The organism is Enterobacter sp. NFIX59, assembly GCF_900113755.1.
In the GTDB taxonomy this organism is placed as follows: domain Bacteria; phylum Pseudomonadota; class Gammaproteobacteria; order Enterobacterales; family Enterobacteriaceae; genus Enterobacter; species Enterobacter pseudoroggenkampii.
This window is the reverse complement of the sequence record NZ_FOQN01000002.1, coordinates 35,579-49,516: the sequence shown is the minus strand read 5'-3', so window position 1 is coordinate 49,516 and position 13,938 is coordinate 35,579. Positions and strand designations below refer to the sequence as shown.

General features: G+C 48.1%; 19 protein-coding genes. 3 read left to right on the top strand and 16 right to left on the bottom strand.

Going from position 1 to position 13,938, the window contains the following annotated elements:
* Positions 1–212: 212 nt before the first annotated feature.
* The 14 genes from BM007_RS09000 to BM007_RS08935 form a co-directional block, all read right to left on the bottom strand.
* Entirely contained in the window at positions 213–587 is a 375-nt protein-coding gene (locus BM007_RS09000; protein ID WP_032938032.1) for a TA system toxin CbtA family protein, read from the bottom strand.
* 38 nt (positions 588–625) lie between these two features.
* Positions 626–985, bottom strand: coding sequence for a type IV toxin-antitoxin system YeeU family antitoxin (locus BM007_RS08995; RefSeq protein ID WP_032938030.1), 360 nt, complete (start codon positions 983–985; stop codon positions 626–628).
* A 22-nt stretch (positions 986–1,007) separates the two neighbouring features.
* Positions 1,008–1,229 carry a DUF987 domain-containing protein gene (locus BM007_RS08990; protein WP_032938028.1) on the bottom strand — a complete coding sequence of 74 codons (222 nt, stop codon included), beginning with the start codon at positions 1,227–1,229 and terminating at the stop codon, positions 1,008–1,010.
* 13 nt (positions 1,230–1,242) lie between these two features.
* Positions 1,243–1,725, bottom strand: a complete 483-nt coding sequence (radC, locus tag BM007_RS08985; RefSeq protein ID WP_032938026.1) for a RadC family protein — start codon at positions 1,723–1,725, stop codon at positions 1,243–1,245.
* 89 nt (positions 1,726–1,814) lie between these two features.
* Positions 1,815–1,955: a hypothetical protein gene (locus tag BM007_RS23410; protein WP_227010060.1), complete on the bottom strand. Its 141-nt coding sequence runs from the start codon at positions 1,953–1,955 to the stop codon at positions 1,815–1,817.
* 10 nt (positions 1,956–1,965) lie between these two features.
* Positions 1,966–2,445, bottom strand: a complete 480-nt coding sequence (locus BM007_RS08975) for an antirestriction protein (RefSeq protein WP_075206252.1) — start codon at positions 2,443–2,445, stop codon at positions 1,966–1,968.
* Positions 2,446–2,524: 79 nt separating this feature from the next.
* The gene (locus BM007_RS08970; protein ID WP_039077576.1) at positions 2,525–3,346 is read right to left on the bottom strand and encodes a DUF932 domain-containing protein; all 822 of its coding nucleotides are present in this window, start codon (positions 3,344–3,346) and stop codon (positions 2,525–2,527) included.
* Between the two features lie 110 nt (positions 3,347–3,456).
* On the bottom strand, positions 3,457–3,669 hold the full coding sequence (locus tag BM007_RS08965) for a hypothetical protein (RefSeq protein WP_032938024.1): 213 nt from the start codon (positions 3,667–3,669) through the stop codon (positions 3,457–3,459).
* Positions 3,670–3,778: 109 nt separating this feature from the next.
* Positions 3,779–4,252 (bottom strand): hypothetical protein, encoded by a 474-nt coding sequence (locus tag BM007_RS08960; RefSeq protein WP_090418277.1) that lies wholly within the window; start codon positions 4,250–4,252, stop codon positions 3,779–3,781.
* A 73-nt stretch (positions 4,253–4,325) separates the two neighbouring features.
* On the bottom strand, positions 4,326–4,955 hold the full coding sequence (locus BM007_RS08955) for a hypothetical protein (RefSeq protein ID WP_032938019.1): 630 nt from the start codon (positions 4,953–4,955) through the stop codon (positions 4,326–4,328).
* A gap of 97 nt (positions 4,956–5,052) precedes the next feature.
* Positions 5,053–5,730 (bottom strand): helix-turn-helix transcriptional regulator, encoded by a 678-nt coding sequence (locus BM007_RS08950; protein ID WP_032938016.1) that lies wholly within the window; start codon positions 5,728–5,730, stop codon positions 5,053–5,055.
* A gap of 55 nt (positions 5,731–5,785) precedes the next feature.
* The gene (locus tag BM007_RS08945; protein ID WP_032938014.1) at positions 5,786–6,514 is read right to left on the bottom strand and encodes a DUF3944 domain-containing protein; all 729 of its coding nucleotides are present in this window, start codon (positions 6,512–6,514) and stop codon (positions 5,786–5,788) included.
* Between the two features lie 587 nt (positions 6,515–7,101).
* Positions 7,102–8,265 carry a hypothetical protein gene (locus BM007_RS08940; RefSeq protein WP_233619447.1) on the bottom strand — a complete coding sequence of 388 codons (1,164 nt, stop codon included), beginning with the start codon at positions 8,263–8,265 and terminating at the stop codon, positions 7,102–7,104.
* Positions 8,266–8,456: 191 nt separating this feature from the next.
* Positions 8,457–8,681, bottom strand: coding sequence for a helix-turn-helix transcriptional regulator (locus tag BM007_RS08935; protein WP_032938002.1), 225 nt, complete (start codon positions 8,679–8,681; stop codon positions 8,457–8,459).
* A gap of 315 nt (positions 8,682–8,996) precedes the next feature.
* Between BM007_RS08935 and BM007_RS08930 the strand changes: the two genes are divergently transcribed.
* Entirely contained in the window at positions 8,997–9,743 is a 747-nt protein-coding gene (locus tag BM007_RS08930) for a hypothetical protein (RefSeq protein WP_032938000.1), read from the top strand.
* Positions 9,744–10,069: 326 nt separating this feature from the next.
* Positions 10,070–10,723, top strand: a complete 654-nt coding sequence (locus BM007_RS08925) for an acrylate utilization transcriptional regulator AcuR (protein WP_032937998.1) — start codon at positions 10,070–10,072, stop codon at positions 10,721–10,723.
* Positions 10,724–10,795: 72 nt separating this feature from the next.
* On the opposite strand, the gene BM007_RS08920 is transcribed toward BM007_RS08925, so the two are convergent.
* Positions 10,796–11,779, bottom strand: a complete 984-nt coding sequence (locus tag BM007_RS08920) for an acrylyl-CoA reductase (NADPH) (protein ID WP_032938122.1) — start codon at positions 11,777–11,779, stop codon at positions 10,796–10,798.
* A 632-nt stretch (positions 11,780–12,411) separates the two neighbouring features.
* On the bottom strand, positions 12,412–12,846 hold the full coding sequence (locus tag BM007_RS08915) for a winged helix-turn-helix transcriptional regulator (RefSeq protein ID WP_200005245.1): 435 nt from the start codon (positions 12,844–12,846) through the stop codon (positions 12,412–12,414).
* A gap of 71 nt (positions 12,847–12,917) precedes the next feature.
* Here BM007_RS08915 and BM007_RS08910 point away from each other — a divergent pair, with 71 nt between their 5' ends.
* A complete protein-coding gene (locus BM007_RS08910; protein ID WP_032937994.1) occupies positions 12,918–13,871 on the top strand; it encodes an aromatic alcohol reductase in 954 nt (317 codons plus the stop codon).
* Positions 13,872–13,938: the final 67 nt, after the last annotated feature.

Genomic DNA, 13,938 nt, shown 5'->3' with positions numbered 1-13,938 from the left:
AGACGATACGGCCCCTGATGTTCTGGCGGCGTCCTGCCACACCCTCTTCTACCTCAGACGGATATCTCCGTTAAGGTGTTACCACCATACGCGCTGTCTGAGCGAACATCTTTTTCAACTAATGGAGATCTGATAAAAGCGCCAGTCTTTGTACTGGTACCTGAGGGGCTGATCGCTGACGGTGTTGGCGTCAACGATCAGGGCTAACGTCATTATTTCCCTCCGCTGAATCTGCCACCTGTGATGTCAGTAACGGTTTTATATCCCTTGCGGGTCATCAGCCCGGTAGCCTTCCGGTCTCGGAGCATATCAAGGCTGCCGATAAACGGAGACTGCTCTTTCACGCTGAAGCCGTGACGGTCAGTACGCACCAGGTCGTACTTTTCCACGATAAAATTCACAGCGTCACACAGTGAGATTCCCGCATCAATGTGTTTCTGGATCACACTGTCGTTGCCAAACGGTGTGTCGTTGAGGGTAAGGCCGTAGTGTTGCTCCAGCAGATACTCCAGTAATTTTTGCCAGATTTTGACTGATGACAGACGTGACGATGCCGCCCTTTGAGGGGGCAGGGATTGTATTTGCATGGTTTGCACTCTTTTGACGAAGGAAAAGCGTCCGGGGTTTATGCGGTTGTTGCAGACGCCGGATAAATTACGATATACAAATAGCCACAGGAACCGAGCGTATCGGCCTTACATATCAGCCCTTTTGCATGGAGCGTGATGCAGCGCTGAATGCGGGGCATGAGTTCGCTGCTGGTCAGCATGAGCTCCATCTGCTTCATCAGTAACGGAAATGCCTGGTCCAGATGGCGTAAATCTGCGTCATTAAATGTCCCGGTGGTGCTGGCGCGGTCAGCAAGGTAATGCAGGCGGTTACCCTCCTGTACCAGCCGGGCACCAAAACATGGCGTGACGTTGCGTCTGAGGCCCCACCAGGGTTCCGCGATGTTATGTTTGATTACACGGGTTGCTTTCTGCATGTAAGTACTCCTTAACGGTGAGTTAATTCAGGGTGACGCTGCGCAGGATCACATACGGACCGTTGCGGTCCTGTCGACGTTCAGCAAACACGGCCAGTACACCCCGGATATCCTGCACTTCCCTGCCGTAGTAATGGCAGATACTGCCGGACCACTTATATTTCCCGGTACAGAAGCGAAACAGCCGGGACTCAGAATGCTGGCGGTATATCGCCATTGCCTGACGTTTGCTGATGATTTTCATCGTTATTCTCTCCCTAAAGCCAGCCACGCTCGGCAAACGAGACGATGTCCATGCCTCCCACTACCAGGTGGTCCAGCAGACAGATATCCACGAGTTTAAGTGCCTGCTTCAGATGGTCAGTAAGCAATCTGTCGGCATGGCTGGGTTCGGCATAACCTGACGGATGATTGTGTGAAAGCACGATGGCAGCCGCGTTGTATTTCAGTGCTGCCTTTATCACTTCACGGGGATGTACCTGCGTATGGTTGATGGTGCCGGTGAAGAGCGTTTCATGGGCAATAAGACGATGCTGGTTATCGAGGAAGAGCACCATGATTACTTCACGCTCCAGTGTGGCGAGCTGCAGGCGAAGCCAGTCGCGAACTGCATGGCTGGAGGTAAATGCCTCGCCGGGCTCGCGTAACTGGCGTTCCAGCAGGGTCAGAGCGCGTCTGATGGTGCGCTGCGCGGTGGGAGATATTCCCCCGCTGTCAGGGGGACACGTGGTGATATTCATTTGCTTTTCCTGTCTGTTGACGCGTTGGGAGGAGATGTGTTGTACAGTTTTTCGGCAACGACGAACTCGTCGTGCAGGGATTCAAACCATCACCAGATATGGAAGAGAGGGGTACCCGTCAGGAAATGCAGGAAGGGTTCGTCGGTCACAAGGTCACCGTCCTCATCCCTGACCGTTGTATTCCTCAGCGTATCCCACAGGGCATTAAGGTGAGACAGTTTATACGGCATGGCGGGATGCTCAGTCGATAATGCGCATGATGGCGCTGCATTCTGCGTGGTTCAGCGCATAGTCACGCAGACGCCAGTAATGTTCCGTCATGGAGTCGCATTCCGTGCGGCAAGCGTGATGACTGTAAGCGATAAGACAGACTGCAATCCCTGCAGCTTCGGCGCTCATGTCTGAGGCGTTGCCGTTCATGGCGTTGAACAGCGACCAGAAGACATCGTTGTCCGTTTCCGGAACCATGAAGGCCCCGCCGTTGCTGAGAGTATAAAAATTCCAGACACCGCCGCTGTAGTCAGCGCAGAACCGATCCATCCAAGCAAAGACCTGCGGTTCAAGGGTTATCCACTGCGGGATGTTTCCAAAGTGCTGCGGCCAGAACTCCACACGCTGTTCGTCTGGTACAGGCGCGGCTGTCAGAGCATGTGCAGAACCGTTATCGTCAGCCTGCAGAGGTAGCTGATTTTTATCGTTAATATTAATCATGTCGGTCATGTTAATTTTTCCTTATGCATGGAGATGTTGAATGGAAGACTCGGGCCGGGGATTGATTTCGGTGGCGGGGCGCGGGTTATTACCCGCCCAACAGGCCCATCATGTTTTCGGCCATCACCCAGAGCGCACGGTTTAACTTAACGTCGCCATCAATCCCGTTTACTGCGCGGGTATGAGTACGTTTACCCTGCGCGGTACGGCCACTTAGCCCGCCTTTCAGCAGGTTTTCCTGAATGCGCTGGTAGGTAGTCCACAGGTCATCGCTCTCGTCCTGCCAGCGGCGAGGTGCAAGGATTTGCGATTCAGTCACTGGCTGGTACTCTTCCCCAAAACGGTAGGCCAGCGCCGCTTTAGCAAGTGCATGCTGTGCTGGTGGCGGGAGTTGCAGGGACTGCATAGCGTCACGTTTCTCTTCCATCCGGTCAAAGACGCTGAGCACCTCATAGGCACCCTCAATCACCTTCCCGACGACATCCCCCCTGTGTGGCACGCGGATCTCGCCAAACGACTGTCCGCAGACGAGCGAATTAGTGCAGACACTTCGGAATATCCCCGGCAGTAACTGAAAACTCGACGCGCCATCGTGCGAATTCAGAATGATGATTTCCGGCACCTGCTGACCGTTTATCTGACCGGCACGACGCAGGCGCAGCATATGCTTTGTATGTTCCCGTCGGCTCTGGTCGCGCACTCGTGACTGACAGGCAAAGAATGGCCGGAACCCTTCGCGTTTAAGGTTCTCCAGCAGGGTGATCGTGGGTATGTAGGTGTACTTTTCGCTTCTGGAGTCGTGCTTGTCTTCCCCGAAGACGCTGGGGACATGCTGCATCAGTTCTTCGTGGGTTAAGGGACGGTCACGGCGAATCTGGTTCACCCGACCAAAACGGCTGGCTAATCGCATAGTTGATTCCTCATCTGATTAATCTGAAGGCATAAAAGCAAAAGCCCCTGCTCCGTGAGGAGGCAGGGGCTGGATGTGTTGTTCTCAATGAACGGATAGGGCGGGCGGGACTACAGCGTATCCAGAATCTTAAGTATCTGCGCCATCAGGGCGGTGATAAGTGCAGTAACCAGCAACGTGACAGCTTCTCTGGCCGTATCAATGCTGCTGTCATCGTAGCCAGCCTGACGGAAGCGGATTTCAATATACTGCCGGGCCTGATGCCCGCCGCACCAGGTCAGCACCTGACCTAAGGCAGTGATTAGAATTTTTAAAAAGGGCATAGGAAAGCCTCAACGCCACCGTAAGGTGGCATGCAAAACGAAATCCATGGGAATGTGAGAGCACCCGTTTCAGACGAAACGGGTGCTGGGACGGTGTATGGAGTTGATGCTAATCCGCCGTGAGGGAGGTACAAGCTGACATATCAGCAAGCACCTTATGAACATTACTGGCTGAGGGTGTGAAACTGGCTACTTTTTTGTCGTTAACCCAGACTTCAAATGATGTTGCTTTTTTGACAGCATCAATGAATGATACCCAGGCATTATCCCCATTACGCCAGCCCAGGGAAGCAGGCACACCATACTGTTCGCCACCGGTGACGAGCGTAATAGCGGTACCGTCATCCTGTGAACTGAGGGTGCGTCCATCCGGCAGGGTGACCAGTACGCTGTGCTGGAGCACCTGGTTCTCATCGGGATTACTGGTACAACTGATGTTGAGTCCGGTATGCTGCGGGCTGGTGATGATGTATTCGGACATGCCCATGCCGAAGCCTGAATGCCAGATATTGGGAACGGCAAACGCTGTGGGTACAGCACTCAGTATCTCAGCGGTGAGTGTAACAGCTAATAATATTTTCATGGTTTCTCCTTAATGATTACCGATGATTTAAATTCGTAATCACAGCATTTAAACCCGGTTTGTTACGCCTTTCTTATCGTGTGCGAAACATGGACATTATATCGACAGAATAAAAATCATTTAATGCCAGCTCTCCCCCCTGAGCAGCATAAACTCTTGCCACCGGGCGTAATAACTTATCGCCAATATCCTTAATTGTCTGACTGTTCTCTGGCGTATTACCGACTTCAGTGACAGGATGTCCCTTTGACTGATAGAGGTTATATTCTATTGTGCCTGTGACCTGTCTGGTTCTTGCCATATCCATTGCTGCTTTATTCACATTTGCAATAAATCCTTTATTACTCTCGTAGCCGGGCTCGCTCTCCGCCCTGTGGGTAATGTCATCAATCCTCTGTTTTAAACGGCTAGTTTCATCATCAGATAACATAGCGGTCAAGCGAACCTTACAGGTTAACGATTTAGCATTCGGATTGCTGTCAATAGTCAGGGGGGTATCCCAGTCTACCGTCACTGCCTTGCCAGTCAGGCCTGACTGACTGTATGGGCGAAATGTTCTGAAGTCGCGTTCATTTACAGCGCTACTGACTATAGCCTCATTAACTGATTTTAATACCTCCTCGTTTTCACACGAGAAATTATCCCCACACCCTGTCAGGGTGAAAACGATAATAATAAATATCGCTGATTTGTACGTTTTCATTTCAGGTTCCTTCGTATTGGTTAATAGATTTTTTAATGTGGTCGGGTGAGCAGACATTTTTCACCTTGTTTTTTAATGCAACGTCAGAGAAATAAACTTATTTATGAATAATTCCGCTGATGTAATTAAAATGAGGAAGCGCACGCATAAACCTCGGATCCTGCATGATGTGGTCGATATGTCTGTTCCGTACAAAACTGCTGACAGTCATCACCACATCGGTAATTGTTGAGAGGGTAAAAACCTGAATGCGATCCTTCGAGACAGCCACCAGATACCACTCTCCGTCGTGGCAAATGAGCCTGTAAGGTGCGACTGATGGCTGTTGGCGTTCCTGATGCAGGAAGTGGATAAGGCGATGACGGATGATGGCCTGAACGATGATCTGAAAACCGCCAAATAATGCAGGGGCCTGTTGCGGAGGATCATTCCAGATGATGCAGGGAGAGTCCTGACCACTATCAAGGAGTACTGAAAGCAGCTTAGGATCAAGAGCCGGAAAATAATGTGCAACGCTGGTTATTCGGGCAAAACGCAGAATATCATTGTTGGTGCGAAAAGGTCCTCGTGCATCACGGAGGCTGACGTTTCCGTCGATATATTCTGTGTCGATATAGCGCAGACGTTCACGCAGGTCTCGCTGTACAGTGCGTTCAGATACGCCAAATTCCTGCGCGAGTTGCCTGACACTGAGCGTTTCGCCCATAAAGAGGCGGCTGACCAGTATGGCGAGACGACTGGCTAACCGGTCATAACGGTGTTCCTGTTCAGGCATGGTAACTGCTCCCTGCAGAAAATAGCCGGACCCGCCATCGGTCGGCCAAAGTGGATTAACGGGAAATATGTTGCTGACGGAGCCAGGCCACGATCATGCATGCGGGTATGGTTACCCGGTAGGCCGGACCGGTAATGTCGGAAATCATCCATGCTGAACTGAGTGCAATGGCAACGGGACCGGCAATGACAGACATAGCCCTTGACGCCACGACCACAGTGCCCCAGGTAGCAATGCCACCCAGTGAGGTAATGATGCCTGCAGACATCACAGTAGCAAGCTCCAGTGCCGCCAGAGAGGAAGTCCGTATCGCTGCCTGTACCGCCATGATGATGAGCTGAGGCGTCGGGTTGGTCAGGTCAAGCTGCATTGTGCGGGAAAAAGCAGACAGCTCTTCCTGCGTCATCTGAGACAGGCTTTTCTCCAGAACCTTCATTAACAGGGCGAGCTCAATGGTTTCAGTAGCGCTTTTCGTGTTGTAGTTAACATCGAGTTTTTTGCAGACATCTTCGAGAATTTCCCGGTAAACCACGCCCTGCCCAAAACGGGCCATACTCATTAAGGTATTCGCGCCATAGCGCTGAAGCTCAGCGGCTATCAGTTGCCAGTAGCGGCGATGGTCCGGTGCCAGCAGACGGTATTCCGGAGAACTGGTCAGGCTTTCTGTCCAGCGGGTGTCGCCGTCGCGTGGGTCAGTGGTCAGGATGGAAATCAGCAATTGCAGCTCTTCATTGCTGCACTGGCCCAGCAAATGTAAATCTGCATCGTTACGGTAGACAGCCATTATCCGCCCTCAGTCAGTGTGATATGAAGTCACACTGTAAAAGGGACTGCTGCACGGATGTGTCACCGGGAATGGTTAATATATGCTCCATGCTAATGAATTCGGACAGCGTGTGTCTTGAAATATACAGTATTACCCCGACTATAATAATTTTGTTGTATCTGGGTATTGTCAGTATAATGAGGGGGGCTTTTGATTTCGGTTATTTTCCTGCTTTGTACTGGTTCATGGTAATTATATATTTATAAAATCTTAATGAGTCCCCCTTGAGTTTTATTGTGTGTTTTTTGGAGAGGTCTGGTAACCCATATCCTTTAGCCTGGTCGTTAACGTAGATTTACATTTCATTGCGATAGTCTATTTGTGATTTTATAAAGGAAATATAAATGCCAGATCTTGCAAAGTAAGATACCAGGCAAGTACCCATCTGGTTTAGGTGGTAAAGCACGTGACGATGTTGCCGTCCGAATTTGTTAAATCTGACTTCTTTATGTTAACAACAGGTCGGTTTTGTCCACTATTTTGCAGAAATAAGGCCGGTCTTAGCTATCTGCATCGGGAGACCCACTCCTGATCCCCGCTTAGCGTCAGAAATGAGGAGATATAACCAAAACCCCATCTTTATCAAGTGGTGGTGCTGTGAAATATGTATTGTAAAATAAAACGCAGGCTTCCTGATTATTCAAGTCAAGACCAAAATAGCGAGCCATATAATCCTCAAGTACGTTTTGGTAATATGCATGAATCAATCTTTCTTTTCGCCTGGCTCGCTCCGTTACGTCTTCGTGCAGCCCGGAAAATATCTCAAGTAAGTTATCTTTATCCCCATTTAACATGGCATGAAAAGCTGCGACTGCAAATAACTCATTTGCAGGGCCAGCTGACAGCCAGTGACTACTTTCAATATGATTAATAGATTCCCTTAAATCCCAGAGCTCCAGGCGCGATGATTCCTCCTTTAAAAGTTTCAATAAAGGTGGATAAGCATAAATATCTGTGCCAAACAGTCTGCGTGGTATACCAGGATCAGCAAATGTCACATTCTTTACAGGAGATAATGCTTCCTGTATTTCAAATGCTCCATATTTCTCTGTGAGTGCTTTCAATAGCGTTGATTCAACAGACAGGGATAAGCCTGCCGCTTTTATGCCGCTGAATGTTCCTCTTGTGTTACAAACAGGCACTGAGTCTTTCATCATTCTGTTAATCAGTGACGGAGCGATAATAATGTTACGTGTGATATTAGCTCCTCCTTTAGAATTAGGATAAATATGGCACAGTTCTAACTCCAGCCAGGGCGTTAAGCGTTTTATTGCCAGCCCCTTTGAGTCAGTCACCCTGCGGCCATTGATCGTGTTATATGCTTTCTGGTGAGCTGCTTTACGCTCGTATAACCTGATAAGTTCAGCGATGTCATCAGGGCAGTTGATACTCCCCAGCCCGAGGGGATTATTCTTCAGCATTGATTCTACGTTAATCCAGTAAGAATGTTTTACCAGACTGACAATGGCATCGTCATCTATAAGTCTTCTGTCTTTGTTACGATGCTCAATACAACAATACCGTTGATTGCGGGTACCAGACAGACTTATACCACAGGGCGGGTACTGGCACGTCAGACCCCACCTTTGGGCTCTTTTAGCTGCATTAGATAGCTTACCCTGATAATGTTTTGGGCATAAGCGCAATTTACGCTCACCTGGTAAATCACCTATTGAGAGATTACAATTATTTCTTTTACAAATAGCCATAATAAGACTCTTATTACATTCAATATTTTTGGATGATAAATAATCAATTGCTCACTAATCATGAGCATAATTGATAGTGTTTCTTAATATATCGTTAGTAATTAAGATGTATTTGTCTCAAATGAGACTGAAATACACTAGCAATTTAATGCATTAATCTAATGCATTGTTAATGCTCTTATTTATGGATGCTAGGCAATATCTGTCGATGATGCCTGATGACGTTTTAACAACCACTCATCCAGTTCCGATTCAAACCAGCCGACAGATTGCATGCCCAGTCTGCGTTGCTTTGGAAAGGTTGCGTCGTAGCGTGGTGACTTCGGATTGATCCAGTCGTAAATGGTTGAACGAGCTATGCCGAGTTTGTTCACAACGGCACGGATGCGTAGTACCTTGAGATTTTGTGCAGCCATGTATGTTTGTCTCTCTTTGTCTCAGTATGGATGCGATCTTACAAGGCAGGAAAAGGGGAGAGTATGTCCGTAGTGAAGGTATTGGAAAAAATCTTTTATTACAATGTGGTAGAGATTTATTTTGGGCGATTTTCACCGTTTTTTGTTGATGTCAGACCTGATTATTTGTGAAAGTTGTAAATACTGGACCAAAAGCTGCCTTGTATCTGGTTCGATGAGTTCAGGGCCGGGGTTTTGGCCCTGAGATATCTACCATGTCAGAGAAGACAATCTGTTTCCGCATGAAAGCTATCATTCAGAATCTGGGAGTTATGAATGGCTGATGTTAAAGAAAACCTTTTATTTGAAGAATTATTAAGCAGATACCGGAAGAAAAAAAAAGCACTATGCTTTCATCTAGGGATCAAACAGAAACATATTGCAAGAACAAGGGTGACAGAAGATGTTGAACTTATTGTGGTGATAAACACAGGGAGGCAAACCAGCTCTAAAGATTTAGCACAGGCACTGGCCTGCCAGCAGGGAGAGAAAAACTGGCGGCGCTACCTTAAAGTATTCAGTCGTTCTGCATGGGTAGAAAAAGGCATCAGGGGCAATCTGGCTGATGCTCAACAAACCTGGGCGCAAGGGAAGGCGATTCTGAAATCGGATCCCGATCATGCGGTGCAATTGATGCAGAATGCCATTGCTCTTCTGGAGTGTGGTCTGAACCGCTGTGCAACTGCAGCAGCTAAAAATCTCAAGGAGCAACATAAACTCAATTCTGCTTTTGGCGGGAAAAGGAAAGCGGCACGTTTTAACGGTATTAAAGAGGAGGTGATAAAATTACTGGGAGCGCGACCCGGGGGATGGAAAACGAAGACGGATGCTATAAGTGACCTCATTAAAGATTTACGTCCCTATATTGAGGATCATGGGTGGCCTTCTGTTAAGGATGAAGACGACTCGCTCGATGAGGCAGAAATCGAGGGGAGGTTGGGTGATTTGTTGCGGGAATGGTCTGTCCCCAGTGGAGATAAGTGTGTCAGTGCAGCGTTTGCAAAAGCAGTAAGAAAACGCTGAGGCAATCAGGGCACCAGTAAGCTATTTTGAATAACAGCTCACCTGTTATAGTTAGTTGTATTAGCTCAAACTTGATCTGGCACTGTTACTGCACAGGGCTTAACCTAAGCTGACAGGCCGCATTGTGCCAGAAGCTGACGTTTGCAATTCGCCATTGAACTCGATAAGCCAGTTTAAGAACAAAGCCTTCAATGTCGTTAGCGACAGGCTATGCCACTTTTCATTCGTCAGAAGTGACCACTTCGTCAACGACGGGGATAAACTGATTGAAGCTGCCGTACAAAATCACTTATTCTTTTCTATTAATAAGGTGCAGGGGATAAGTCATGACCGGTGAAATTCGCGGAAGGGGAAGACCACGAAAAACAGAAAGTACCTATGCAGATACTCGTAATGACCTGATCCGCAGCGGACTTGAACTGCTAACGCAGAATGGTTTTCTTTCGACGGGAGTCGATGCCATTGTCAAAAATGCCAGTGTTCCTAAAGGCTCATTTTATTATTATTTTAAGAGTAAAGAGGAATATGCTCAGACAGTTCTGAATGCCTATGACAGTTTCTTTCAACATAAACTCAAGAAACATCTTTATGAATCATCCTGCTCACCGATGGTACGTCTGGAAAATTTCATAGATGATGCCTGTGATGGGATTAATAAGTATAACTTCACTCGTGGCTGTCTGGTTGGCAATATGATGCAGGAGAGCCCGGGGCTTCCGCCATCCTTTATTAACCAACTACAGAGTATTCTTGAGCGCTGGCAAGCACTTGTTGCGGCCTGTTTGTCCGATGCGTTATCTTCAGGCGAAATATGTTCCGATATGAATGATACGCAACTGGCGGCCATTTTCTGGAGTGGCTGGGAAGGCGCAGTCATGCGCGCCAAACTTTATTGTTCAATCCAACCTGTGTACGATTTCTGGAACTATTTCAAAACTTCTGTACGCTATCAACCATCGCCGGAAGTGGCGGCTGAATAGTAAAAAGAGGGGCCTAAACCGGCCCCTTAATAAGTCAGCATCAATCTCAGGCAGGACCTTCTATCCATCTAATTAGCTACATTGAATCACTGCCCGGCCACGAATTTTGCCATTGAGAAGTTTTTCGGCCACATTGATGGCCTCACTGAGTGGATAAACGGTAGTCAGGCTATCCAGTCTGGACTCTGGTAAATAATTTACCGCCTGCTGCCAGATCGCCGCTCTTTTTTCTTTCGAAAACATAACACTGTCAATCCCTTTAAGCGTGACACCACGCAGGATAAACGGAGCCACGTTCCCCATCAGTTCCATGCCCTGTGCCATGCCGCAGGCTGCAACAATGCTGCCATATCGCACCCCGGCGCAGGCGTTGCAGAGCGTGTGGCTGCCGACTGTATCAATGGCGGCAGCCCAGCGTTCTTTCTGTAACGGTTTTCCTGGTGAGGAAAGCTCGGAGCGATTAATAATCTCTTCTACACCGACCGTTTTATAAAGCCAGGCGGCTTCTTCCGGGCGACCAGTAGACGCGGTGACGCGGTAACCCATTGATGCCAGGATCATGGCTGCAATACTTCCGACACCTCCGCTGGCACCGGTAACAAGTACCGGACCATCTTCAGGCTTAACACCATGATTTAACAGCGCGTCGACACACAGCATCGCGGTAAAACCAGCGGTTCCGATAGCCATTACGTGCTTGCTGTTTGCGCCAGTCGGGAGCAGGGTCAGCCAGTCTCCTTTTACCCGTGCTTTTTCGGACAATCCACCCCAATGTTTTTCCCCTACACCCCAGCCGGTAAGAAGAACCTTATCCCCGGCCTGATATTCCGGATGTGAACTGGCGGACACCGTACCGGCAAAATCAATGCCTGGCACCATTGGAAAGTGCCGGACGATGGGGCCACGGCCCGTAATGGCCAGGGCATCTTTGTAGTTGATGGATGAATAGTCAATAATGACCTCCACATCACCCTGCGGAAGCTCACTTTCAGCAATTTCAGCAAGTTGCGCACTGTAGCGATCATCTGTTTTGTTGATTAATAAAGATTTAAACACTTTCACCTCGTCTGTCTGGTCGTTTACCGTTCAGTTATTAAGTCGTTCATAAATAATATTGACCGATCGTCTAATAATCAACACAACTATCCCATTGTTTTGTCAGCATTCAAGAATTATTATTCTTTTCATTAGCTTAAAGCTGTTTTTTTTGATCTGTATCAAGCTGGGTTCGTGTTTATCTGGTGAAGAGAGGAAAAGTCAGCGGCCATGGACGATGCACAGTTAAGGCTTCAGGACTCGGCTAATGATGCAATAAAACAGACAGGCTTTGATGAGTTGACCTGCTATTCGCTAATAGCAGGCCTTTGAATCAGTTAGCTTCAGCTATGTGTCAGAAGCGGACATAACCAGTTAGGAATAAGTGACTAGTCGAAGCAACTCCGTAATTCATGTCCAAGAAAGCGGTGATTTAGTCCTTATTGACTGGAAAAGGTTTGGCAAAGCGAGTCCTGCTATCTACAGCTCCGTAGAATTGAAACCTCTTTAACTATATCATCCCGGACGAATCCGGTGAGATCGACGTTATTCCTGGACAATTAAAGTTAACATTCATTACGAATGACTTATCCATGTAAATACTAATATTTGTGACGAATCATAATAAGTGATGTTTTTTTACTCAGAATTAATTACGTCATTGGGTTGCTGTTATTTTTGTCATATTTCAACCTGTCTTCACGAAAGCGATCCGCATTTTCGACAATCCAGGTCCATAGCGGGATCATACGAATAAGCAGTTCCATACCAGTATCAGACAGCTCGTATTCGACTCGTGGCGGAACTTCACTGAAATCATGGCGGATAACAAGACCGTCCCGCTCAAGTTGTCGTAATGTGCGCGTCAGCATGCGCTGAGTCACTCCGTGCATACGTCTGCCAATCTCAGCATGACGTAGTCTTCCATAAACGCCAAGCGTGTTGACAACGCCTAATGACCAGCGACTTCCCGCATGGGCCAACACTTCCCGACGCAAACCATCATCATCATCCCGCAGACCTTTACATACCTCCTGCGAATACTGAAGAATTTCATCCCGCCCCATCCTGCTTCCCCCCGGTATCATGCGTGTACCTTCTTTTTTTGCCTTATATGACTTGTTAGAGTGATGTAGTACATTCTTTTACAGGCCAGATTATGAACAAAATGGATCTTAACACCACTTCTAAAAATATCCTCGTATTGGGTGCCGGTGAACTGGGCCTTCCCGTTTTGCGCAACCTTACCCGTCGGGCAAAAGATGTTGAGGGTGCAAAAATCAGCGTGCTTCTACGTGAGAATACCGTAATGTCTGGCGAACCAGCCAAACAGAATCTTATCGCTGAGATCAGAAATCTTGGGGTTGAGATAGTTACGGGTGATCTGGTGAAAAGCACCATTGAGGAGCTCGCAGTCGTATTTTCTCAGTATGACACGGTAGTCGGTTGTGCAGGTTACGCCGCGGGCATTAATACGCCCATGAAACTGGCACAGGCTGCTCTTCAGGCAGGTATCCCCAGATATTTCCCCTGGCAGTTTGGCGCAGATTTCGACGCCATTGGCCGGGGCAGTCCTCAGGACATTTTCGATGCACAGATTGATGTACGTGATTTACTTCGCAGCCAGCATCAGACTGAGTGGGTCATCATTTCGACAGGCATCTTCATGAGTTACCTCTTCGAACCTGACTTCGGGGTTGTTGATCTCCAAAACAATGTTGTACATGCTCTGGGCAGTCTGGATAACACGATGACGCTGACGACGCCGGATGATATCGGAATGCTCACTGCCGAGATTGTATTTTACACGCCCCGTATCCGCGATGAGATTGTGTATATTGCCGGTGATACACTCACTTATTCAGAAGTGGCCGACAGACTTCAGTTTGCTCTTGGCCGGCCTTTCAGCCGTTCAGAATGGACTGAACAATTTTTAATGGACAAACTGGCTCGTGACCCTCAGGACATGATGGGTAAATATCGTGCTGTTTTTGCTCAGGGGCGTGGAGTCGCATGGAACAAGAAAGGTACGTTTAACGAGCAACACAACATCCCGGTCACCGACGTGGCAAGCTGGATAAAAGCAAATCTTCTCCCAGGCAACAGAGAATAATATTGATTGAGCTATCGTAGACAGGTTTAGCCTTTCTTTCCCCATTTTACGGATTTCTGAGTTGGGT

Coding starts and splice junctions, on each gene's coding strand:
- BM007_RS08975 (WP_075206252.1), bottom strand. CDS start 2,445: ATGACCGACATGATTAATATTAACGATAAAAATCAGCTACCTCTGCAG.
- BM007_RS08950 (WP_032938016.1), bottom strand. CDS start 5,730: ATGCCTGAACAGGAACACCGTTATGACCGGTTAGCCAGTCGTCTCGCC.
- BM007_RS08935 (WP_032938002.1), bottom strand. CDS start 8,681: ATGGCTGCACAAAATCTCAAGGTACTACGCATCCGTGCCGTTGTGAAC.
- BM007_RS08960 (WP_090418277.1), bottom strand. CDS start 4,252: ATGAAAATATTATTAGCTGTTACACTCACCGCTGAGATACTGAGTGCT.
- BM007_RS08945 (WP_032938014.1), bottom strand. CDS start 6,514: ATGGCTGTCTACCGTAACGATGCAGATTTACATTTGCTGGGCCAGTGC.
- BM007_RS08940 (WP_233619447.1), bottom strand. CDS start 8,265: ATGGCTATTTGTAAAAGAAATAATTGTAATCTCTCAATAGGTGATTTA.
- BM007_RS23410 (WP_227010060.1), bottom strand. CDS start 1,955: ATGCCGTATAAACTGTCTCACCTTAATGCCCTGTGGGATACGCTGAGG.
- BM007_RS08990 (WP_032938028.1), bottom strand. CDS start 1,229: ATGAAAATCATCAGCAAACGTCAGGCAATGGCGATATACCGCCAGCAT.
- BM007_RS09000 (WP_032938032.1), bottom strand. CDS start 587: ATGCAAATACAATCCCTGCCCCCTCAAAGGGCGGCATCGTCACGTCTG.
- BM007_RS08915 (WP_200005245.1), bottom strand. CDS start 12,846: ATGATACCGGGGGGAAGCAGGATGGGGCGGGATGAAATTCTTCAGTAT.
- BM007_RS08965 (WP_032938024.1), bottom strand. CDS start 3,669: ATGCCCTTTTTAAAAATTCTAATCACTGCCTTAGGTCAGGTGCTGACC.
- BM007_RS08925 (WP_032937998.1), top strand. CDS start 10,070: ATGACCGGTGAAATTCGCGGAAGGGGAAGACCACGAAAAACAGAAAGT.
- BM007_RS08930 (WP_032938000.1), top strand. CDS start 8,997: ATGGCTGATGTTAAAGAAAACCTTTTATTTGAAGAATTATTAAGCAGA.
- radC (WP_032938026.1), bottom strand. CDS start 1,725: ATGAATATCACCACGTGTCCCCCTGACAGCGGGGGAATATCTCCCACC.
- BM007_RS08995 (WP_032938030.1), bottom strand. CDS start 985: ATGCAGAAAGCAACCCGTGTAATCAAACATAACATCGCGGAACCCTGG.
- BM007_RS08955 (WP_032938019.1), bottom strand. CDS start 4,955: ATGAAAACGTACAAATCAGCGATATTTATTATTATCGTTTTCACCCTG.
- BM007_RS08970 (WP_039077576.1), bottom strand. CDS start 3,346: ATGCGATTAGCCAGCCGTTTTGGTCGGGTGAACCAGATTCGCCGTGAC.
- BM007_RS08910 (WP_032937994.1), top strand. CDS start 12,918: ATGAACAAAATGGATCTTAACACCACTTCTAAAAATATCCTCGTATTG.